Source organism: Aeromonas sp. FDAARGOS 1403, assembly GCF_019047325.1.
In the GTDB taxonomy this organism is placed as follows: Bacteria; Pseudomonadota; Gammaproteobacteria; order Enterobacterales; family Aeromonadaceae; genus Aeromonas; species Aeromonas dhakensis.
Genome location: NZ_CP077249.1, coordinates 2,962,702 through 2,985,478, shown reverse-complemented (window position 1 = coordinate 2,985,478; position 22,777 = coordinate 2,962,702). Strand labels below are relative to the sequence as shown.

At 59.5% G+C, this 22,777-nt stretch carries 17 protein-coding genes; 6 read left to right on the top strand and 11 right to left on the bottom strand.

The window, feature by feature from the left end; genetic code table 11:
* Positions 1 to 67: 67 nt before the first annotated feature.
* The 6 genes from recR to I6L33_RS14105 form a co-directional block, all read right to left on the bottom strand.
* Positions 68 to 670, bottom strand: coding sequence for a recombination mediator RecR (recR, locus tag I6L33_RS14130; protein WP_010633741.1), 603 nt, complete (start codon positions 668 to 670; stop codon positions 68 to 70).
* 125 nt (positions 671 to 795) lie between these two features.
* On the bottom strand, positions 796 to 1,653 hold the full coding sequence (gene fdhD, locus I6L33_RS14125; RefSeq protein WP_043170832.1) for a formate dehydrogenase accessory sulfurtransferase FdhD: 858 nt from the start codon (positions 1,651 to 1,653) through the stop codon (positions 796 to 798).
* A gap of 11 nt (positions 1,654 to 1,664) precedes the next feature.
* On the bottom strand, positions 1,665 to 3,794 hold the full coding sequence (locus I6L33_RS14120; protein WP_054544749.1) for a sigma 54-interacting transcriptional regulator: 2,130 nt from the start codon (positions 3,792 to 3,794) through the stop codon (positions 1,665 to 1,667).
* A gap of 354 nt (positions 3,795 to 4,148) precedes the next feature.
* Positions 4,149 to 4,547: a hypothetical protein gene (locus I6L33_RS14115; protein WP_005301849.1), complete on the bottom strand. Its 399-nt coding sequence runs from the start codon at positions 4,545 to 4,547 to the stop codon at positions 4,149 to 4,151.
* 81 nt (positions 4,548 to 4,628) lie between these two features.
* Positions 4,629 to 6,773, bottom strand: a complete 2,145-nt coding sequence (gene fdhF, locus I6L33_RS14110) for a formate dehydrogenase subunit alpha (RefSeq protein WP_216972735.1) — start codon at positions 6,771 to 6,773, stop codon at positions 4,629 to 4,631.
* A 46-nt stretch (positions 6,774 to 6,819) separates the two neighbouring features.
* Positions 6,820 to 7,419: a 4Fe-4S dicluster domain-containing protein gene (locus I6L33_RS14105; RefSeq protein ID WP_017781341.1), complete on the bottom strand. Its 600-nt coding sequence runs from the start codon at positions 7,417 to 7,419 to the stop codon at positions 6,820 to 6,822.
* A 571-nt stretch (positions 7,420 to 7,990) separates the two neighbouring features.
* Here I6L33_RS14105 and I6L33_RS14100 point away from each other — a divergent pair.
* Both I6L33_RS14100 and kup read left to right on the top strand, forming a co-directional pair.
* On the top strand, positions 7,991 to 8,863 hold the full coding sequence (locus tag I6L33_RS14100; protein ID WP_216972734.1) for a hypothetical protein: 873 nt from the start codon (positions 7,991 to 7,993) through the stop codon (positions 8,861 to 8,863).
* Between the two features lie 577 nt (positions 8,864 to 9,440).
* On the top strand, positions 9,441 to 11,309 hold the full coding sequence (gene kup, locus I6L33_RS14095; protein ID WP_216972733.1) for a low affinity potassium transporter Kup: 1,869 nt from the start codon (positions 9,441 to 9,443) through the stop codon (positions 11,307 to 11,309).
* 393 nt (positions 11,310 to 11,702) lie between these two features.
* On the opposite strand, the gene I6L33_RS14090 is transcribed toward kup, so the two are convergent.
* Genes I6L33_RS14090 through I6L33_RS14070 form a run of 5 tightly spaced genes read right to left on the bottom strand, consistent with a single transcriptional unit; the run spans position 11,703 to position 16,465 of the window.
* Positions 11,703 to 12,287: a DUF1349 domain-containing protein gene (locus I6L33_RS14090; RefSeq protein ID WP_213343246.1), complete on the bottom strand. Its 585-nt coding sequence runs from the start codon at positions 12,285 to 12,287 to the stop codon at positions 11,703 to 11,705.
* A 21-nt stretch (positions 12,288 to 12,308) separates the two neighbouring features.
* Positions 12,309 to 13,466 (bottom strand): MFS transporter, encoded by a 1,158-nt coding sequence (locus I6L33_RS14085; protein ID WP_164464986.1) that lies wholly within the window; start codon positions 13,464 to 13,466, stop codon positions 12,309 to 12,311.
* 43 nt (positions 13,467 to 13,509) lie between these two features.
* Positions 13,510 to 14,157, bottom strand: coding sequence for an HAD family phosphatase (locus I6L33_RS14080; RefSeq protein WP_244840594.1), 648 nt, complete (start codon positions 14,155 to 14,157; stop codon positions 13,510 to 13,512).
* Positions 14,158 to 14,159: 2 nt separating this feature from the next.
* Positions 14,160 to 15,221: a zinc-binding dehydrogenase gene (locus tag I6L33_RS14075; RefSeq protein WP_017786841.1), complete on the bottom strand. Its 1,062-nt coding sequence runs from the start codon at positions 15,219 to 15,221 to the stop codon at positions 14,160 to 14,162.
* Positions 15,221 to 16,465 (bottom strand): aspartate aminotransferase family protein, encoded by a 1,245-nt coding sequence (locus tag I6L33_RS14070; RefSeq protein WP_213343245.1) that lies wholly within the window; start codon positions 16,463 to 16,465, stop codon positions 15,221 to 15,223. Before I6L33_RS14070 ends, I6L33_RS14075 begins: the two co-directional genes overlap by 1 nt.
* Positions 16,466 to 17,450: 985 nt before the next feature.
* Here I6L33_RS14070 and I6L33_RS14065 point away from each other — a divergent pair.
* The 4 genes from I6L33_RS14065 to I6L33_RS14050 all read left to right on the top strand — a co-directional run bounded on the left by I6L33_RS14065 (position 17,451) and on the right by I6L33_RS14050 (position 22,768).
* Positions 17,451 to 18,116 (top strand): 4Fe-4S dicluster domain-containing protein, encoded by a 666-nt coding sequence (locus I6L33_RS14065; protein ID WP_216972732.1) that lies wholly within the window; start codon positions 17,451 to 17,453, stop codon positions 18,114 to 18,116.
* Positions 18,116 to 20,014, top strand: coding sequence for a hydrogenase 4 subunit B (hyfB, locus tag I6L33_RS14060; RefSeq protein ID WP_216972731.1), 1,899 nt, complete (start codon positions 18,116 to 18,118; stop codon positions 20,012 to 20,014). Before I6L33_RS14065 ends, hyfB begins: the two co-directional genes overlap by 1 nt.
* A 1-nt stretch (position 20,015) precedes the next feature.
* Entirely contained in the window at positions 20,016 to 20,969 is a 954-nt protein-coding gene (locus I6L33_RS14055; RefSeq protein WP_025201576.1) for a respiratory chain complex I subunit 1 family protein, read from the top strand.
* 80 nt (positions 20,970 to 21,049) lie between these two features.
* Positions 21,050 to 22,768 (top strand): NADH-quinone oxidoreductase subunit C, encoded by a 1,719-nt coding sequence (locus I6L33_RS14050; protein ID WP_216972730.1) that lies wholly within the window; start codon positions 21,050 to 21,052, stop codon positions 22,766 to 22,768.
* The last annotated feature ends 9 nt before the right edge of the window (positions 22,769 to 22,777 follow it).

Genomic DNA, 22,777 nt, shown 5'->3' with positions numbered 1-22,777 from the left:
CTGCTGAGTCGCGACGCAGGACCTGTTGAAGAACAGAGGCTGACTCAGTTGAGGGGCTGGCGCTGACTCAATTGAGAGGCTGACGCCCCATCAGGGAGTGGGAGAGCGTGGTGCCGTCCACCAGCTCCAGCTCGCCGCCCACCGGCACCCCGTGGGCAATCCGGCTCACCTTGACGCCGGCGGCGCGGGCCATGTCGGCGATGTACCAGGCGGTGGCATCCCCCTCGATGGTGGGGTTGGTGGCCAGAATAAGCTCGCTGATCGCCTCGTCTTTCAAGCGTCGCTCCAGGATCTCCAGCCCCAGCTCCTCCGGGCCAATGCCGTCCAGCGGCGAGAGGTGGCCCATCAGCACGAAGTAACGGCCGGAGAACTGGCCGGTCTGCTCGATGGCGGCCACGTCTGCCGGGCTCTCCACCACACACAGCAGGCCGTTCTCTTCGCGCTTGGGATTGGCGCAGATCTCGCAGCGCTCGTTCTCGGTGAAGGTACGGCAGTGGCTGCAGTGGCCAATCTCGGTCAGGGCGCGAGAGAGCAGCTGGGCCAACCGCAGGCCGCCGCTGCGCTCACGCTCGAGCAGGGTAAATGCCATGCGCTGGGCCGACTTGGGGCCGACCCCCGGCAGCACCTGCAGGGCTTTCATCATCTCATCCAGCAGCGGGCTGAATTTCATGGGCTTGGTATCCTTTGACGCTGTGTCGGCCGCGGCGCCCTGACGGGCAAGGAGCGCGACCGAACCTATCTTGTTGGCGCAGGACTATACCCGAGCCAACCCCGAGCGCCAATGGCCTTGTGCCCTCAGCCCTCTGCCGAAGCGGGGGATGATGCCGCGGCCGCCAGCAGGATGCGCTGGCGACCGCTGTAGATCTCCGCCCGCCCCGGGCGGCAAAAGCCCACCAGGGTGAGCCCGGTCTGCTCGGCCCGCGCCACCGCGAGCTCGGTGGCGGCCGAGATGGCGAGCAGGATCTCCACCCCGGCGCTGGCGCACTTTTGCACCATCTCGAAGCTGGCGCGGCTGGTCACCAGGATGGCGCCATCGCGCCGTTGGCTGCGCTGCAGGTGCCCCACCAGTTTGTCCAGCGCGATATGGCGCCCCACGTCCTCGCGAATGGCGAGGATGTTGCCCTCGCCGTCCACGTGCACGGCGGCATGGGTCGCCCCCGTGCTCTGCCCCAGCCGCTGGAGCGGGCGCAGCGCGTTCAGCACCTTGTCGATATGGCCCACCGCAAAGCGCTGGCTGTCGGGCAGCCTTGGCTGGGCGCGCACCACCTGCTCCAGGCTCTCGCTGCCGCAGATGCCGCAGCCGGTGCGCCCGGCCAGGGTGCGCCGCTTCTCTTTCAGGCGATGAACGCAGCGATTGGCCAGGGTGATGTGCAGCTCGATGCCGCGACAGGCGCTCTGCTGCTCGATGTCGTGGATATCGAGCAGGCTGTCGATGATCCCCTCGGAGAGCGAGAAGCCGATGGCGAAATCCTCCAGATCGGCGGCCGAGCACATCATCACGCTGTGGGCGATGCCGTTGTAGACCAGCGCCACCGGGGTTTCGCAGGGCAGCTGCATGGCGCTGTCGGTGGTGACGCCGCGCTGATGGTAATGGACCACCTCGCGATGGGCGCTGAGCGCCTGCGGGGTGTCGGGGTCGAGTTCAAGCAACATCTGGTGGCCCCTTAGTTGAGGGTGCGGGGATCTTTGGCCGAGATCCCGAGCCGTTTCATTTTCGACAGCAAGGTGGTGCGCTTCATGCCCAGGCGCTGGGCCGCGCCCCGCTCGCCGGCAACGATACCGTTGCACGCCTTCAGCGCCCGGATGATGCTGACCCGCTCATCCTCCCCCTGCGCCTCTTCACCTTGCGGCAAGGCAGGCAACGGCTCACGAAACAGCTCCCGGGCCGGTTCGTCATAGACCAGGGTCTCTATCTTGTGAAAGCCCTTGAGGGGCAGCAGCTCCTCCGGCGAGAGGTTGAGCACGTGGCCGCGGGTCATCACCACCGCCCGCTCGATGATGTTTTCGAGCTCACGGATGTTGCCGTACCAGGGGAGCGACACCAGCATCTTCATGGCGTCGGCCGGAATGGAGGTGATGGTGCGGCGCATCCGCTTGGCGATCTTCTTGATGAAGAAGTTGACCAAAAGCGGAATATCCTCGCGCCGCTCGCGCAGGGGCGGCAGCTCGATGGGAAAGACGTTGAGCCGGTAATAGAGGTCGCTTCTAAAGCGCTTGTTCTTGACCATGGAGAGCAGATCGCAGTTGGTGGCCGCCACCAGCCGCACGTCGATAGCAATGGGGTTGCTGTTGCCCACCCGCTCCAGCTCGTGCTCCTGCAAGACCCGCAACAATTTGGGCTGCAGATCGAGCGGCATGTCCCCCACCTCGTCGAGGAACAGAGTACCCTTGTGGGCCCGCTCGAAGCGGCCGATACGCTGGGTCAGCGCCCCGGTGAAGGCCCCCTTCTCGTGGCCAAACAGATCGCTCTCGATAAGGCCGGTGGGAATGGCGGCGCAGTTCACCTTGACCATCTCGTGATCGTGGCGGGCACTCAGGGCGTGAATGGCCTGGGCGATCAGCTCCTTGCCGGTGCCGGTCTCCCCCAGAATGAGCACGGTGCAGTCGCTCTGGGCCACCAGCTTCACCTTCTCCAGCACCTTCTCCATCACGGCGCTCTGGTAGATGATGTTGGCAAAGTCCCCCTGCGGCGCGGGCCCGTCGACCCGAAGGGTCTTCTCCCTGGCACCGGTGGTGTTGGAGATCTCCTGCTGCGCCTGCACGTTGTTCATGGCAATCGCCGTGCGCGCCGCCACTTGTTCGAGCAGCGAGATATCGAGGTCGGCGAAAAAATCCGTCTCGGGGTGAGAGAGGATCAGCACCCCCAGCAGGTTGCCCCGATAGCGCAGCGGCAGGATGCAGGAGCTGTCGGCGTCGGGGGGCAGGATCTGGGAGGTGAAACGGCAGCTCGACTGGCAGCCGTGGCCCTGCTCGCGATAGAGGAAGAAGGGCTCGCTGTGACCGAGCGCCCCCTGCAGGCAGTTCTTCTCAAAACACGAATGGTTGATGATGCCGGGCTGTTCACGCTGCTGCTGATTGACCAGATAGCTCTTGAAGCTGTCGGAGGTGGCGTTGTACTCGGCCAGGCACAGACTGCTGATGCCAAAGTGGTGGTGCAGTATGGTGAACAGGCTCTGGGGCAGCTCGGCGATGCGCACCAGTTTGATCACCGCGTTGGTCACGTCCACCAGGATCTTGCAGCTGTCGCGCTCAAGGCGCAGGGAGTTGGCCTGCTCCAGGGTGCGCTCCTTGTCCAGCACGTTCTCCAGCGCAATGGCGACGATGGCCGCCAGCTGGGTCAGCTTGGCCAGGGTCTCCATCGGGAAGGCATTGGCTTCGCGGCTGATGAACTCCACCCCGCCCAGGTGGCTGCGGGCAGTGGTGATGGGCAACTGACAATAGGAGTGCAAGCCGTCATAGACAGGCGTGCTCGCCAGCTGTTCGCAGCGGTGGCGAAAGCGGCTCGCCGGCAGCACGATGGCCTGCTCACGGGAAAAATGGAGATCGGCCTTGCGACAGATGAGGTGAGCCGGCCCCTGCTCCCCCAGGTAGTAGAAGACCGCTTCCTCCCCTGTCCCCAGGTTGAGGATGAGGTTGACCCGATCCACCTGGCGAAAGCAGGGCTGGATCCGGTTCAGCTTCTTGATGAAGTCGTCCAGGGTGACGGCAGAGAGCAGATTCTTGGAGAGGGAGAGAAAGCCGTCATCCCAGATGGGTGAGATGTCGGTCAACGGAATGGCACTCACATTCAGCATTCAGGCCTCGCATTACATCTAGATGGGTACCCTTGCCGGCCAATTGCAGCACGGCAACAACGGTAAACAATGCATCAGCCATCGCAGTCAGATGTTATAATTAATTTTTAAAAACTTAACGCTTAATTATAAAAACTAACATGCACCGAAATAGCATCGCGCAGATTATCGCAGGATGGCTGGCATAATAAGTTAGCCCCATCCCCATTACAACCAAGCCGGCCCTGGCACATATTACAGCTCCGTCAGCGGATATTTCCCGCCACGCTCAAATATGGCGTCACTATCGCCGTCATTCGCCGCATATCGCCGCCAACTGGCCCATCCTCTGCCCCTGTTGCCGCTGTCGCAGGCTCATGAGGAGAGCAGCCGGTAGTTGTGCAGCTTCAATCCGCCGAAGATGAAGGCGGCCGAAAAGAGCTGAAGCCCCAGCAATAACCCACTGATATTGTCAGCTATTTCCACCGACACTACCCGATGGGTGAGGTAGACCCCGAGCCCCAGCACGCCCGCCAGCAGGCAGTTGACCAGGGTGGTGGAGAGAAAGGCGATGAGCCAGGCCGCCTGCACGCTCAATGCTGCCAGCACGGCGCTCATGGCGATGCGCGCGGCGATAAAACAGCCGAAGAAGGCAAACCCCAGCAAAAATATCAATTCGTCGTGCCATAGAAAACACCCAATCCCTAACAACATCACCAGCAAATAAGCGGAGACATAAAAGATCCCGAACGAAAGATTTAATTCATTTTTCATGATGGACACCTGCCAGCTGAAAAAAGGATGAGCGGATCCGGGCCCTGTATACAGAGCCTGGATCCACTTTATTAACGACGATTACCCTTTGGCGGCGCTGCGCAATTTCGCCTTGAGCGCGCTGTATTCAGTCTGGACGTACACTTCCGCCCCCGGCTGATCCTCGATACGCTCAATTTTCACTGCGCAGTACTTGTACTCCGGCGTGTAGGAGACGGGGTCCACGTGCTCGATGGTGAGCTCGTTGCAGGCCCCGATCCACCACTGGTAGGTCATGTAGACCACCCCGGCGTTGACCCGCTCGTTGTAGTTGGCCCGGGTGATCACCTTGCCGCGGCGCGACGAGATCCAGACCAGCGCCTGATCCTTCACCCCGAGCTTCCTGGCATCGCTCGGGTGGATCTGCACATAGCCCGGTTCATCGGCCAGGGTCTGCAGCGCCGAGCAGTTGCCGGTCATGGAGCGGCAGGAGTAGTGCCCCACCTCGCGCACGGTGGAGAGCACCAGCGGGTACTCGGCACAGGGCTGCTCCAGCGGCGGCCGCCACTCGGAGGCAATCAGCTGGCCCTTGCCGCTCGGGGTGGTGAACACATTCCCCTCGAACAGGGTGCTGGTGCCCGGGTGATCCTCGGTCGGACAGGGCCACTGCACGCTCTTGAGATCGGCCATCTTGTCGTAGCTGACCCCGGCGTAGAGCGGGCAGAGTCCGCGCAGCTCGTCCCAGATCTGCTCGGTGTCGCGATACTCCATGGGATACCCCATGGCGGTCGCCATCAGCGAGAAGATGGCCCAGTCCGGCTTCACGTTGTCCGGCGGCGTCACCGCCTTGTAGAAGCGCTGGAAGCCGCGATCCGCCGAGCTGTAGACCCCCTCGTGCTCGCCCCAACTGGTGGCGGGCAAAATGACGTCGGCCATCTCGGCGGTCTGGGTCATGAAGATATCCTGCACGATCACCAGCTCCATCCCCGCCAGGGTACGGCGGAACTGACCCAAGTCAGCCTCGGTCTGGGCCGGATCTTCCCCGAAGATGTAGAAGGCCTTGCACTTGCCCTCCTCCACCTTGTGGCCAAGCTCCGTCAACCGGTAGCCGGGTTTCTGGGAAAGAGACGGCACCCCCCACGCCTTGGCAAACTTGGCGCTGATGGCAGGGTCGCTCACCGACTGATAGCCCGGGAACTGGTGCGGCAGCATCCCCATGTCGCAGGTGCCCTGCACGTTGTTCTGCCCGCGTACCGGCCCGCAGCCGGTGCCACGGCGACCGAAGTTGCCGGTCAGCAGCGCAATCCCCGCCAGCCCCTTGACCACGTCCACCGCCTGACCGTACTGGGTCACCCCCATGCCCCACAGGATCATGGAAGCAGGCGATGCGGCATAGGTGCGAATGGCGGCGCGGATATCGGCGGCTTTGAGGCCGGTGATCCCCTCCACGTATGCCGGGGTGTACTTGGCCACTGTGGCCTTGAAGGTGTCGAACCCTTCGGTGTAGTTGGCGACGAACTCTTTGTTGTAGAGCCCTTCATTGATCAAGACGTTGGCGAAGGCGTTGACCAGCGCCATGTTGGAACCGTTTTTGAGCGGCAGCCACTGATCGGCGATGCGGGCGGTCTCCACCATGCGGGGATCACACACAATCACCTTGGCCCCGTTGGCCTTCGCCTTGAGGATATGGCGGGCGACGATGGGGTGAGAGTCAGCAGCGTTGTAACCAAACACCAGCAGGCACTTGGTCTCTTGAATTTCGGGAATGGCGTTGCTCATGGCGCCGTTGCCTACAGTTGTCTCCAGACCGGAGACTGAGGGTGCGTGTCACACCCTCGCGCAGTGGTCGACGTTGTTCGTCCCAAGCACAGCGCGGGCAAATTTCTGCATCACATAGTTGGCTTCATTGCCGGGGCCACGGGCAGAGCCGGTGGTCATGATGGCGTCCGGGCCATATTTCGCCTTGATGGCAGCCAGACGGCTGCTGGCGAACTCGATGGCTTCGTCCCAGGAGACGGCTTCGAGCTTGCCACCGCGCTCGCGGCGGATCATCGGGCTCTTGAGGCGGGGGGTCAGCAGGTTGGTGTCGTTCAAGAAATCCCAACCGTAATAGCCCTTGAGGCAGAGCTGCCCCTCGTTGGTCCGGCCGTTGGCGCCTTCGGCCCCCACCACCTTGTCGTTTTCAACCAGCAGGTTGATTTTGCAACCGGTGCCGCAATAGGGGCACACGGTAATGACTTTTTTCATGACTCACACTCTTGTTTGTTAACGAAAAACGGCTCGGCAAGCCCGCTCACACCCGGGCCGGCATCGCCAGCAGGGCCTCGGCACTGGCCAACTGCTTCTGCCGGTTCAGGGTGTCAAGGTGGGCCGGCGTGACCAGCCGCAGCGCCTGGGTCGGGCACACCTCGACACAGGCCGGGCCCGCCTCGCGGTGCTGGCAGAGATCGCACTTGAGCGCCTGCGCCTTGGTCTGCGGGCGCTTGAAGAGCGAATCGGCCGTGGGGGCCACCTCTTTCACCACCACCGCCATGGCGCCGTAAGGACAGGCCACCACGCAGGACTTGCAGCCGATGCAGCGCGCCTGCAGCACCTTGACACAGCCATCCTCGCTGACGATGGCGTTGTTGGGGCAGGCCATGGCGCACGGCTTGTCTTCACACTGGCGGCAGAGCACCGGCGTGGTCACCTTGCTGCCCACGATCACCTTCAGGCGCGGCTGAAAATGGCTGTCCTTGGAGACCAGATGTCCATCCTCGATGGCAAGATGCAGGCCGCCCTCCCGCTCAAGGGTCCCGCTGCAGGACCCTGACTGGTGTGAAACGGCGCAGGCCACCTCACAGGTACGACACCCAATACAGAGACTGGGATCTGCAATCACGAAGCTGTTCATAGAGAGGGATCCTAAATGGTTCGTTACACCCGACCGCCCTCACCCACCTAGCAGGCGACAACGCGGTCTGCCCCCACAAAGCATTTATCAGACCAACACCGGTAGATGGCCCGTCATAAAATCGCAAGCCTATGAAAATAAAGAGATAATCTGGATGATAAAGGCAGTATTAGCCGCTGATGACGAGAGTGACGAAGGGGCCAGCCCCCTGCTCGACATGACAAAAGTGACGAGGTCGACACTGGCTGACAAAGGCATATCACCCTGCCCTTTCAGCGCAAGCGAACAAATAACAGCCAATCAATGACTTATTTATTGATCTCGACCAGATTTTGCGCCGTTCAACCTTTTACCCCCTACCCGATTGGATAACATGTGTTTCAGTTGGTAACCTGCTTCGTTGGGGGCGTTTCCATGCAGATGCGCAACACAATCTCACGGGTTCAAAAATAGACTGATGACTGAAACTTGGGGAAATTGAGGGATGGCTACGAAAACCATTTTTAGATTATCAAGTTACAACGCAGGTACTCGCCATTTAAATAATTGCTAGCATATGATAGGAATCTACATGACTAAAGAACAAGATTTAAATAGTCGAAATATACCTCTTCCAATTCAACGAGAAGTTAGACAACGTTGTGGCTTCGGTTGTGTTATCTGTGGAATGCCACTGTATGAATATGAGCACATGGAGGAATGGGCTAACGTTAAACGCCATGTAGCTGAAGAGATAACTTTATTGTGTGATCAACACCACAGAGAAAAAACAGGTGGTCTACTCCCAAAAGAAGTCGTACGAGAGGCAAATAAAAATCCATTTAATCTTCGTAAGGGAGTATCTAAACCCTATAGCTTGCATTTTTCCGGCAAAACAGCTGAAGTTGAAATAGGTGGAAACAGCTTTACATGTGATGACCAAGGGTATGGAACAGCAATGGTACCCATTAGTGTTGACGGTACGCCCTTGATTGGCCTTATTATGGCGGATGGTCACTTACTTTTAAACTTAGTTATTTTCGATGAATTTAACGCACCAGTTCTTCATATAAAAAGCAATCAACTTTATTACTCAATAACACCTTGGGACATACAGCTAATAGGTACAAAATTATCGATTCGTGAGGCGCACCGAAAGATACTGATTGAAATAGACTTCAAACCTCCAAACAAAGTAATTGTTAATCGTGGAAGATTTTTAAAAAATGGTGTAGAAATATTGGTTAGACCCCAAAACATCTTAATTACAAATAACTCCACTTTAATTAGTGGTTGTCATGCCCATAATTGTTATGGGGGACTAATAATCGGCCACCATGAACAACGCCTAGGTGGGTTTATGGCTTTAGGTAACCTACCAAGGTATCTAGGTGATCGCACCGAAGCTCTTAAATTTGAAAGAGAGTCAATGGCTAAAATTGAAGAAAGGAAATTAATTGAGTAGTTGATACGAACACTACTAAAACTTGAAACTTTATTATCCTATTTTAAATTATTATCGTAGGGTGCAATAAGCGTAGCGCATTGCACCTCTTGCATTTTTTAATTAGCGGTGCAATTCACTTCGTTCATTGCACCCTACTTGCTGTCTCTTGATAAATAAAGACTCTATTGCAGCCTTACCCCCTTCTCTTTTACTGCCAAAGCCCCTCTTTATTGGTCAGCATTTTATCGTTTATTTCTTAGCCAGCTTGATGCAAAACGCTGGCAAAAATGGATAGCCAGCTAAAACAATCACTTGCCAAGGTCTGGACGGGGTATTTCAATCAGTGCCCAATTAATAATTTCATTAGCCACCCCTTTTTGATTATTTATACCTGAGCATAAACCCACGACGGGTGTGTCATTATACCCTTAACGGCAGATGAACAGACTGTGTCCCATGATGAGCCTCTTTATATCCAGTTAGCTCCCTTTCCCATCGCAATCCATTAATGCGTTCCTGCGGCACCTGCCGCACGCCCGATAGACGGGGCGGCCCGTGCTGGCCAATCGTCACCATCAAACTGACAGACAACTTCATGAACGGTAATCACAAACAAGCCCTGTCCGGCGTTACGCTGGCGGCGATCGGCGTGGTCTATGGCGACATCGGCACCAGCCCGCTCTATACCCTGCGCGAGTGCCTCTCCGGCCAGTTCGGTTTCGGAGTGGAGCCCGCCTCCATCCTGGGCTTTCTTTCACTGATCTTCTGGCTGCTGATCCTGGTGGTCTCGGTCAAGTACCTCTCCTTCGTGATGCGGGCCGACAACGCCGGCGAAGGGGGCATCCTCACCCTGATGTCACTGGCCACCCGCAACACCCCGGCCAAGTGGACCCCCTTGCTGATCATCCTGGGGCTCATTGGCGGCAGCTTCTTCTATGGCGAGGTGGTGATCACCCCGGCCATGTCGGTGATGTCGGCCATCGAGGGCTTGAACATCGCCGCCCCTTCCCTCGACCCTTATATAGTGCCGCTCTCTGTGCTGGTGCTGACCCTGTTGTTCGCCATCCAGAAACACGGCACCGCCACCGTGGGCAAGCTGTTCGCCCCCATCATGCTCACCTGGTTCATCACCCTGGCGGTGCTGGGTCTGAACAGCATCTTCCAGCATCCCGAGGTGCTGGGGGCGCTCAACCCCGTCTGGGCGCTGCGCTTTTTTGCCAGGTACCAGAGCGCCTCCTTCTTTGCCCTCGGCGCCGTGGTGCTGGCCATCACAGGGGTAGAGGCGCTCTACGCCGACATGGGCCACTTTGGCAAGAGCCCGATCCGGCGCGCCTGGTTTATGGTGGTGTTGCCCTCTTTGGTGCTCAACTACTTCGGCCAGGGGGCGCTGCTGCTGGCCCATCCCGAGGCCATCACCAACCCCTTCTTCCTGCTTGCACCGAAATGGGCGCTGCTGCCGCTGCTGCTGCTGGCGACCCTGGCGACGGTGATCGCCTCGCAGGCCGTGATCTCCGGGGTCTTTTCGCTGACCCGGCAGGCGGTGCGGCTCGGTTATCTCTCACCCATCCGCATCGTGCACACCTCCGAGCAGGAGTCCGGCCAGATCTATATTCCGGTCATCAACTGGATGCTCTATATCTCGGTGGTGATCGTCATCATGAGCTTCGAGCACTCCAGCAATCTGGCGGCGGCCTACGGCATCGCCGTCACCGGCACCATGGTGCTCACCTCCATCCTCTCCTGCTCGGTGGCCCGCCACAGCTGGCACTGGAACAAGTACCTGGTGGCCGCCCTGTTTATCGCGTTGCTGGCCATCGACGTGCCGCTGTTTGCCGCCAACCTCGCCAAGATCTTCTCCGGCGGCTGGCTGCCGCTCACCCTGGGGGCGGTGATGTTCACCGTGATGACCAGCTGGAAGAGCGAGCGCTTTCAGCTTATTCGCCGTCTCAACGAGCACGGCAACTCGCTGGAGCCGATGATCGCCTCGCTGGAAAAATCCCCACCGACCCGGGTGGCCGGCACGGCGGTCTATATGTCGCGGGTGGTCAACGTGATCCCCCACGCGCTCCTGCACAACCTCAAGCACAACAAGGTGCTGCACGAGCGGATCATCCTGCTCACCCTGCGGGTGGAAGAGGTGCCCTACGTCCACAACGTGCGCCGGGTCTGCATCGAGCAGCTCTCCCCCACCTTCTGGCGGGTGGTGGCCAGCTACGGCTGGCGCGAGACCCCCAACGTGGAGGAGATCTTCCACCGCTGCAACGCCGAGGGGCTCAGTTGCCGGATGATGGAGACCTCCTTCTTCATGGCCCACGAGTCGCTGATCATGAAGGAGCGCCCCTGGTATCTCTACCTGCGCGGCAAGCTCTTTATGCTGCTGCAGCGCAACGCCCTGCGCGCGCCGGATCAGTTCGAGCTCCCGCCCAACCGGGTCATCGAGCTGGGATCCCAGGTGGATATCTGATGGCGTGAGTTGCGCTAAAGAGAGAGGGAGGCATTGGCCTCCCTCTTTTTTTGGCATTAACCCCGATGGCCGCCCCCTCATCCCCAGCCCTTCTCCCGCGAGGGGAGAAGGGAGCACACCACGTCGACCATATGCTGTAAACAGCGCAATTCATTTTGTTCTTTGCCCCCTACTCCCGGCATGCTGCCGATATGTTTCCGTTCTCGAGCGTCTCTCGAGCGTCCGATCACGCTTCGCTAATCGAACCTAGGGTTTCAAAACAGACGGGCTCTATGCGAACAGACTCGCCACCGTAGGGTGCAACAAGCGCAGCGCCGTGCACCGCGACCATATGGCTGACTTTCCCTCATCCCCGGCCCTCCTGGTGCAAACCATGGCAAGCTGAGGGTGGCGTCAGCTCAAATCATGCAATGCCTTGCCAAGCGGCGGGGAGAGGCGAATATCGGAGAAGGTGACCGCCAGCCCCTCCCGCTCCGGCGTACAGCACATGATGCCGATGAAGTGGCGGGGGCCGGCCACAAAGGGACACAGGCGCAATAGGGGCCAGTGCTGCTTGTCGCAGGAATATTGCAGACGCAAGGCGCCGTTGACCAGGGTCAGGCGTAGCCAGAAGCGGCGGGCATCGCCCGGGAAGAGCCCGGTTGCCCAGTCGGAGTGGGGATGGGTCAGCACGCTGCCTATCATGGGCTGGGCATCGTTGAACTCGATACCCGCCTTCAGCCAGTGCTGCTCGTTGTGGATCAGCATCAGACCGGCCTGGTCATACAGGGTGGTGTAATCCCCCTCCACACACACCTGAAACGTGAAATCCCCCTCCACCTCGCAGCCGTAGACGTGGCCTGAATGGCGTTCAAAACCGTACCAGGTGCGTTGCCAAAAATCGCTCCGATGGTCGGTCACCACCCGCACGCGGTCGCCATCCAGCTGCCAGCTGGCCGGCTCGTTGAGCCAGGACCATGTATTGAGTTCCTTGTTCATAGGCGTTATCTCCTCAGCAATCTATTCGGGGCATCCACCCAGCCGGAGCCGGCGGGCACAGAGAAACAGCGCGCAAGAGAGCGCCGTGATGCAGGCAAACGCCCCCATCAATGAGAACAGGTGGGCAAGCCCCCCTATCATGGCCGGCCCCATCAGAATGCCGGAATAACCCATGGTCGATACGGCGGCCACCGCCAATGCATCCGGCATGGCCTGCTGGCGCCCCGTGGCGGTGAACAGCATGGGCGCTATGTTGGCAAGACCGAAACCTGTCAACAAGAAGGCGCAAGCCAGCCCCCATAGTGACGCACCGAGCACCAGCATGGCAAAGCCGCAGGTGGCCAAGAGGGCGCTGGCGACAAACACCCGCCGCTGCCCGAACCGGCCAATCAGGCGATCGCCGGTAAAGCGGCCAATGGTCATGGTGATGGCAAACAGGGTATACCCTATCCCCGCCTGGCTGGCATGGATATCCGGCAGGCCCAGCAGCAGGATCCCGCTCCAGTCGAGCATGGCGCCCTCCATGATGTAGGCGATAAAGCACAGGGCCCCCAGCATGATGACGCTGCCATGGGGCAGTGCAAAAAACGGGGTATCCCGCGGCTGTGACTCATTCAACAGCCCCTGCCAGGCCGACAGCATGAGTAGCAGCAACAGCGCCTGCACCATGAAGATCACATGGAGCGGCGACACCCCGGATGCCAGCAGCGCACTGGCCAGGCCGGCCCCCATAATGCCGCCCAGACTGAACAGGGCATGAAAGCCGGACATGATGGGCTTTTCGGCCCGTTTTTCCGTGATGACCGCATGAATGTTGACCACGACATCCATGGCGCCGACCCCTGCCCCGAACACGAACAGCGCCAGCGCCATCGCCAGCACCTGATCCAGCAGCACCAGCGCGGGCATGGTGAGCAGCACCACCAGCAAGGCGGAGGTAAAGACGCGCCGGCAGCCGTAGCGCGCCGCCAGCAGACCCGACAACGGCATCATCAGCAAAGAACCGAGGCCAAAAGCCAGCAAGATGGCACCCATGGCACCGTGATCGACATGGAGCCTCTCTTTGGCGAGCGGGATCAAGGGGGCCCATGTTGCCAGGCTGAAACCGGCTATGAAAAAGGCTTTTCGGGTGGCCTGGATGGGCTGCTGGATAAACACCGGCATGGTTAGTTCTGACATGATTGACTTCCTAACATGCTCCCTGCTGCCAGGGAGCAAAGATTCAGAGGGCGGGACACAGTGCGGCAAAGGGAGCAATATCGCCCAGCCGCTCGATGGTGGCGGTGGCATCCCGGTAGTGCTGCTGCTCTGACAACCCGTGGGGCCAGCCATACACGGCGGCGATCCCCGCCCGTGTTGCCGCCAGTACCCCGAGGTCGGTGTCTTCCACCACGATCACGCGATCCCCCCTCGCCTCCAGGATGTCGAGCATGGCCAGATAGGGATCGGGACTGGGTTTGGTCCGCAACACGTCATCACCGGAGATCAGCCTCGGGGGATCCTGCAAACCAAGCAGCGCGATATTGGCCAGACAGATATCCCGGGGGGCCGTCGAGACGAACCCGAACGGGATCTCGGCCACTTGCAAGGCGTCGATCAAGGCTCGGACACCGGGGCGAAGGTACGCCTCGCTCAGCTGCGCCTTGTAGGTTGCCACCGTCTTCGCCGTGATGTCGGCCTGCTGCTCCCGTGGCACCCTCATATGCTCAAGCGTCTCCTCCAGGCTCAAGCCGATCAGCTGTTGCGGCTGGTAATAACAGGCATGCTCTGGCGCAAGATGGCGCAGCACATCGAAGTGAAGCTGCTCGCTGTCGACGATCACCCCGTCGATATCAAAAATAACCGTCATGGACTGCATGGTGTCTCTCATGGTCAGTGGATATCCGCAAGACGCACCAGCACTTTGCAGTTCGGTGTAACGAGCGGCACCATGGCCTGGTTGGCAATGTCACAGCCAACCGTCTTGAATGCCTGTTGATAGTCAGAGAAATCAAACACATGGCTGATCAATCCGGCGACCGGCACAGCACCATCCCGGATCATGGCGTAGGCCCGTTCAAAGCTATTGTTCAACGAGTCGATGGACCCGATCACCGACAGGCTCTTGTCTGCAATGCGCAGCACATCCAGCCTGGCCAGCTTCTCTTTCAGGGCCACGTTGAGCAATTTGCCGCCCGGTGCCAGCCGGGAGAAGACGAGCTCGGTCAGTTGTCCGGTCGTATCCACGCACAGGTCGATATTGCTCTGCTTGCTGCCATATTCCTGCTCGAGGGCCTGCTCGAAATCCTCATAGATGCTCGTCGAAGGCGGCAGGTGTGCCCTCACGAACTCACTGCGCCCCGGGTTGTTTTCCACCAGGAACGGCTTGAGCCCTTTATGATGCAGGACCCACAGATAGAGCATGCCCATGGGGCCGGCCCCCACCACGGCGGCCCGGATATTGGTGTGGGTGATCGCCAGCTTGTCGACCCCCGTGATGGTGCAGCTCAGGGGTTCGGTCAGTGACGCCGCCTCCATGCTCACGTGGTCATCCAGCTTACGCAGGAAGCCCTCCCTGGCCCGATATTGGTGGGCAAAGGCACCATCGTAGGAGACACCGGCTTCGGTCCCCATCTTTTGCTCGCAGTGGTTGGGATTGCCCGTCTGGCACATTCTGCACTCGCCGCAGGCATAGGTCGGATTCACCACGACCCGATCACCGACCTGGAACCGGGTCACGCCACGGCCAATCCGCCGCACCACCCCGCTGGTTTCATGCCCCAGCGTCGTCCCCGGTACCGCGACCGGATAGGCACCGCTGATGATGCCGACATCCGTCCCGCAAATACCGCATACGGCGATATCGACCACCACATCATCCGCTTCGATACACGCAAGGTCGGCGCTTTCAACCACCTCGACCTGCCATCTCTTCACATATTTCAATGCCTGCATCACGCCACCTCCTTGTCCAGGGAATAAATCCGGCTCATCTGGGTAAATGTTTCATCCAGCCTGGTCAGAATTTCCTGCAAATGTTGCCGGTTACAGATCAAGGGAGGGCGTATTTTCAATGCATTGCTCTTGCCATAACGGGCACCACGAATGATCAGACCATGACTGGCTGCGACCTTGATTGCCTGGGCTGCATATTCCGGTGAGGGGGTATCAAACCCGAACATATAACCCAGACCACGCACGCCAGAAATATCTGGATGGGTCTCCTGCAATGCCAACAGACCATTGCGCAAAAATGCCTCATTCTGCTGTACGTTGGCGAGCAGCTGTTCATCCTCAATGATATCAATAACCTCATTCAGGGCGACCAGCGATAACGGATTGGCCCCTGAGGTACTGGAATGTTCAAATGATTCCAGTACGTCTAGTTTTTGTTTCATCAATACACCGGCCGTGGGAATGCCGATTCCGCCGGCCCCTTTGGCAAATACGATGATGTCCGGGTCCAGCTCTTTGGCATAACCGTTACTGGCAAAGAAAGTACCGGTGCGACCAAATCCGGTCTGGACCTCATCGGCAATAATGACGATGCCATTCTTGTGACAAAATTCTCGCAGGGCGCGGTAAAACGCCTGTGGAATGACGATATTGCCGCCATTGCCCATTACCGGCTCTATGATAAGGCACGCGATATTATCGCTGGATCCCAATTGCAGGATCTGCTCCAGATCGGGATACCCTGCCAGCGAGGCCTCATCAATCCCCGTCGCCAGCACGCTCGGCGGTGTGGGGATCTTGAACGAGCCGGCAATATTGATATTGAAGTGCTTGATGCGAAACGCATTGCCCGAGATCTGGGCCGTCGCCAGGGATTGCCCGTGGTGTGACAGGTAGAGCGAGATGACGCCCGAGCGTCTGGTGTATTTTTGCGCCATCCGGATGGCGCACTCGACGGCCCCGGAACCTGACACATCGCGCAGCCAGATCCTGTCTATTGCTGGCGGTGTATATCTGGTCAGCTTGTCGAGAATATGTTGCGAGATCTCCCATGTATAAGCAGAGCTCAGGTGCGCACATCGATCAATCTGTTGTTTCAATTTATCGGCCAGCCGCTTGTGCGTATAACCGAGCGGCAGGTTGAAGGTGCCGGAGGCGGCATCGATGAGCTGCCGATCATCGACATACAAATAGGGGCCATCTCCCCGATATCGGGACAGACTTTTTTCAAACAAATCTTCCATTGATACACTCCTTGATTTGCATACATAAAACTTGGCGCATTGATGGCCACGTTATATTTATCTGCAGATATATCAGACAACGAGCAGGCACAGACCATCGCAGCCGAACAGGGTCAGCAGCATGCCTTCGTGAACAATGTCATTGCGGTTCCGCTCTTGATAATTGACAAAACGCCTTAATAACCAGCATCAACCATGCACAGAGCTGACCATTCGCTTATATATTGCGGGTGTTCACGCCATTACATATATCGGCAGATGATATTCGCTGGCTTATATAGCCAGGCTAATCATTTAAACAAACAAAACACCATTCATAAAAACAACATCGACATGCATGTGCAAATGGGGAGGATACCCCCAATAAACAGCAGCATGAATGCGCTCTGGATACTTATATATATCTGCGACAGGTACGTCTTGCCGTCATAAATAATCACCACCAAAAACAGTAATAATAGAAATATCCCATATGGATTCGCATGTCACCCTATGATTTCCAAGCGAACCCACGAAAGCGATTTCATCCGGCGGTGTCTGGCAATTAAAAACTTTAACTCCAGATTAAAATTCCAAAATAAAAACCAAATGCGCATATTTTTCTCAGTAAATTGGCATAAAGACAGTGCTTTGTTTCTTTTTTATGAGGGGATGAAGAAAGTTGGCCAATCCCGGCCAGACCGGCACCGGCATCCAGGGCGCCACACCATTGGCCAGCGGCTGGTGGTAACCGGGTCTGTGGCTCAGGCTGCAAACCTTCGACAACCCGGCGCCAGCTGATGGTGACGAACCCCCTTTCCCTCTTCGTCACAAGTGACGAACGTCACGGTTCGACACCCGCACAAGTGCCACCCCGCTTCATCACCACTTTTTTTATTTATTAAAAAACAATCAGTTAAGTTCTATTCAGTCACTTTTTTCAAGCTGGCCCGTATCTTGCCAACCTGCCCCTATTCACTCCGTTCGCGACACGACAAGGTAGGCTATGAACCGCTTCGTTATCGCTGACCCCAAGCTTTGTATCGGCTGTGGCACCTGTATGGCGGCCTGCAGCGAGGTACACAAGGCGCAAGGTTTGCAACAAGCCCCCCGTTTAACCGTTATGCGACACGAGCAGGCGACCATGCCGGTTCAGTGCCGTCACTGTGACGATGCCCCCTGCATCAAGGTGTGCCCGGTCGAGGCAATTCGCCAGACCGGCAATTGCGTGCAACTCAACGAATCGCTCTGCATCGGCTGCAACCTCTGCGCCGTGGCCTGTCCCTTTGGCGCCATCCAGAGCGGCGGCAGCCGTCCGGTGGCCGTGGCCACCAGTTACGACACCTATATCCCCTGCTCCATCCGCTCCAGCAACCCCTCCACCTCCGCCGGCCTGCGCTGCTTTGGCGAGGATCTGCTGAGCTGGGAGCCGGGCGTGCGCAGCATCGCCGTCAAGTGCGACCTGTGCGAGTTTCGCGCCGATGGCCCGGCCTGTGTCGGTGCCTGTCCCTCCCAGGCGCTGAAGCTGGTCAATGACGGCGACACCGAACGCGCCGCCCGTATCCGTCGCCAGCAAGCGGCCGACACCAACCCGCAAGGGGCCTCTGCCTTCTCGGCGCCTGCCACGGCGCTCCCTGCATCCGATTTATCCACCACAGAGGGAGCGTGCTGATGTTGTCCCCCCTTGTTATGGCCACGCTCCTGCTCTTTTTACTGGGCGCTGCCGCCGGTTTGCTGCTGCAAAAACTGCCCGCACTGGCCAACCGTCTCAATAGCGGTTTTGCCCTGCTGGGCTCGCTCGCGGGTCTGGTCGCCGCCATCCAGACCTTTGCCCAAGGCGCACCCGTCGATAGCCAACTCTGGCTGCTGGGTTCGGTGCATCTCGGCTCTTTTTATCTAGACACGCTCTCCGCACTGATGCTGCTGGTGATCAGCACCGTCGGCGTCGCCGTCGCCCTCTACTCCTTTGCCTATATCCGCGAATATCAGGGCAAGGGGGATGTGGCCATCGGTGCGCTGATGAACCTCTTCCTCTTTGCCATGGTGGGCATGGTGCTGGCCGACAACGCGCTCGGTTTCTTGCTCTGCTACGAGCTGGTAACCCTCACCACCTACTGGCTGGTCAAAACCAACCCGGAGGCTACCAAACAGAGCCGCCTCTACTTGGTGATGAACCATATCGGCATGGCACTGGTGCTGATCGCCTTCTGGCTGCTCTGCCGCGAAAGCGGCTCGCAGGAGTTCGCCGCACTGCGCGAGCACCATCTGGCGGGCGGCTTAGCCTCGCTGGTGTTCCTGCTCAGCTTCTGCGGCTTTGGCCTGCGCGCCGGTTTCGTGCCGCTGCACGGCTGGTTGCCGGTGGCCGAGCCCGTCGCGCCGTCCCATATCTCGGCGCTGATGTCCGGCGTGATGGTGAAGCTGGGTCTCTTTGGCATCTTGCGGGTCAGCATCGATTTTCTCGGTGCCAGCCAGCTCTGGTGGGGCTATGTGGTGCTGATCTTCGGTGCCTGCTCGGCAGTGCTCGGGGTGCTGTTTGCGCTGGCCGAGCACGATCTCAAGCGGCTGCTCGCCTACCACACGGTGGAGAACATCGGCATCATCCTGATGGGGATGGGGATCGGCATGATCGGCATCGCCAACCAGCAGCCGGCGCTGGTGGTGCTGGGGCTGCTCGGTGCGCTTTATCACCTGCTCAACCACGCCATCTTCAAAAGCCTGCTCTTTATGGGCACCGGCTCTGTGATGTTCCGCCTGCACACCCGCGACATGGACAAGATGGGGGGGCTCGCCAAGCTGATGCCCTGGACAGCGCTGGCGTTCCTGATCGGTGCCATGGCCATCTCGGCGCTGCCGCCGCTGAACGGCTTTGTCAGCGAGTGGTTTATCTATCAGTCCCTGCTTTCCATGACCAAACTCGGCACCTCTGTCGTTGCGCCGCTCGCGGTAGTGATGCTGGCGGTGACCGGCGCCATGGCGGTGATGTGTTTCGTCAAGGTCTACGGCATCTGCTTCTGCGGCGCACCGCGCAGCGAGAAGGCGAGCCACGCCCGCGAAGTGCCGGGGGCCATGGTGGCAGGCACCCTGCTGCTGGCTGCGGTCTGTCTGGTGCTGGGTCTGGGCGCCCCCTGGATTGCCCCCCATATCGCCAGCTATGGTCAGGCGCTGGTTGCCAGCCAGATGAGTGTCGCCACCGGCGCCACCCTGCTGCCACTCGACAGCAGCCAGGCGATCCTCTCCCCGCCCGTTATCGCCATCACCTTGCTGGGTCTGTTCCTCATCCCGCTGCTGGTACTGGCCATCTTCAAGGGGCCCAAACTCGGTCGTCGTCACGCCGGCACCCCGTGGGCTTGTGGTTACGCCTATGAGGAGCGCATGAGCCTCACCTCCGGCGGTGTCACCCACACCTTGCGCCAACTCTGCGCGCCGCTCTATCGCAAGCAGCCGCAGCTCGATCTGGCCAGCGCCCTGCACGGGGTGAGCGATACCTGCGGCAACACCGGCAAGCTGCTGCTCTCTTTAATAAATGGCGTTGTGCTGGCGCTCTTTATCCTGATGGCTGTAGGAGTCTGATATGCCTGTTCTTGAAATGCCGAGCTGGGGCATGGTTGCCCTCGCCCTGACCCAGGCCATCGCCATGCTGGCGCTGGCGCCGCTCGCCACCGGTTTCAACCGGGTGCTGCGGGCCAAGATGCACTCCCGTCAGGGGCCGGGCCTGCTGCAGGATTACCGGGATATCGCCAAGCTCCTGCGCCGCCAGGAGGTGACCCCCGAGCCTGCCGGCATCATTTTCAACCTGATGCCTGCGCTGCTGATCGCCGCCCTCTTGCTGGTAGGGATGGCGCTGCCAACCCTGACTCACGAATCTCCCTTCCCCATCGCCGGGGATCTCATCACCGATATCTATCTGTTCGCCATCTTCCGCTTCTTCTTCTCCCTCTCGGGGCTCGACAGCGGCAGCATGTTTGCAGGGATCGGTGCCCGCCGCGAACTGACCCTCGGCATTCTGGTGGAGCCCATTCTGGTGCTCGCCTGCTTCATCATGGCGATGATGGTGGGCAGCTCGGATCTGGGCAATATCAGCAGCTATGTGGCGACCCAGCCACTGGCCGCGCCCATCGCCACCCTGCTGGCCGGCGCCGCCTGCGCCTTCGCGGTGTTTGTCGAGATGGGCAAGCTGCCCTTTGACTGCGCCGAAGCCGAGCAGGAGCTGCAGGAGGGGCCGCTCACCGAGTATTCCGGTGCGGGCCTGGCCCTGCTCAAGCTCTCCATCGGCCTCAAGCAGTTGGTGGTGGTACAGCTCTTTCTGGTCATTTTCCTGCCCTTCGGCAAGGCGGCCAACTGGAGTCTGCCTGCGCTCATCGGCGCGGCGCTGATCCTCGCCTGCAAGCTGCTGGTGGCCCTTTTACTGGCCGGCATCATCGAAAACGCCATGGCCCGTACCCAGTTCGTGCGCACCCACAAGCTCACCCGCTACGGGTTGGGGCTGGCCCTGCTGGCGCTGCTCGCCTATCTGGTCGGGATCTGAGCCATGCCCGCCAGCACAGCAACTTTTTCCGATTTCATCATTTGTGAATGCTCATTCCCGAACATTAAAGTGAGAACTGCATGACCATCGCCATTTCGGATCGCATCGGCTGCGACTACATCCAGCAGGTGCGAGCACAACTGCCCCACGCCATCGTCGACGAGGAGTGGCAAACCGCCGATCAGGCCACCATCACCGTCAAACCCACCAGTCTGGTCGAGACCGCCAGCCTGATCTTCCACCAGCTGGGGGGCTGGCTTCCCCTCTCCTTTGCCAATGACGAGCGCAGCCTCAACGGTCACTTCGCCGTCTACCACGTCTTCTCCATGGAGGGCGACACCAAGTGCTGGATCACAGTCCGGGTGCTGGTGGATGCCGATACCCAGGAGTACCCCTCCATCACCCCGACCATTCCGGCAGCGGTGTGGGGTGAGCGGGAGATCCGCGACATGTACGGCCTGCGCGCCATCGGCCTGCCGGACGAACGCCGTCTGGTACTGCCGGATGACTGGCCGGAGGATATCCACCCGCTGCGCAAGGACGCCATGGATTATCGCCAGCGCCCGATGCCCACCACCGACACCGAGACCTACCCCTTCGTCAACGAGCTCGGCAGTGATGCCAACCGCATCGTGCCGGTCGGCCCGCTGCACATCACCTCGGACGAACCGGGGCACTTTCGTCTGTTCGTCGATGGCGAAGACATCATCGATGCCGACTACCGCCTCTTCTATGTCCATCGCGGCATGGAGAAGCTAGCGGAAACCCGCATGGGCTACAACGAAGTGGCGTTTCTGACCGACCGGGTCTGCGGTATCTGCGGCTTTACCCACAGCGTCGCCTACACCACCTCGGTAGAGAACGCCATGGGTATTCCAGTGCCGGAGCGGGCCAAGATGATCCGCGCCGTGCTGCTGGAGGTGGAGCGCCTGCACAGCCATATCCTCAACATCGGCCTGTCGAGCCACTTCACCGGTTTCGACACCGGCTTCATGCAGTTCTTCCGGGTGCGGGAGAAATCCATGACCCTGGCCGAGTTGCTGACCGGTGCCCGCAAGACCTATGGTCTCAACCTGATTGGCGGGGTGCGCCGCGATATCTTCAAGGAGGATCGCATCAAGGGTGCCCAGCTGGTGCGGGAACTCCGTGATGAGCTCAAACCCCTGGTGGCCATGCTGCTGGATACCGCCAACATCTCCTCCCGCCTCATCGGCATCGGCAAGCTCGACCCGCAAATTGCCCGCGATTTCAGCTGCGTCGGCCCCATGGTGCGGGCGAGCGGCTTCAAACGTGACGTGCGCCGGGTCCACGACTTTGCCGGCTACCGCGAGCTGCCGATGGAGATCCAGACCAAGGCGGGTTGCGACGTGCAATCCCGGGTACTGGTACGCATCCACGAGCTCTACGACTCCCTCGACATGATTGAGTTTGGCCTGGAGCACCTGCCGGAGGGGCCACTGCTCACCGAAGGCTTCACCTACCAGCCGGGCAAGTTTGCGCTGGGCTTTACCGAAGCGCCCCGCGGCGAGAACGTCCACTGGAGCATGACGGGAGATAACCAGAAGCTGTTCCGCTGGCGCTGCCGCGCCGCTACCTACGCCAACTGGCCCGCCCTGCGCTACATGCTGCGCGGCAATACCGTGGCGGATGCGCCGCTCATCATCGGCAGTCTGGATCCCTGCTACTCCTGTACCGACCGGGTCACCCTGGTCGACCCCAAGAAGGGCAAATCCACCGTGGTCTCCTACAAGGAGATCGAGCGCTACGGCATCGATCGCAAGCACTCTCCGCTGAAATAAGGGGTCATC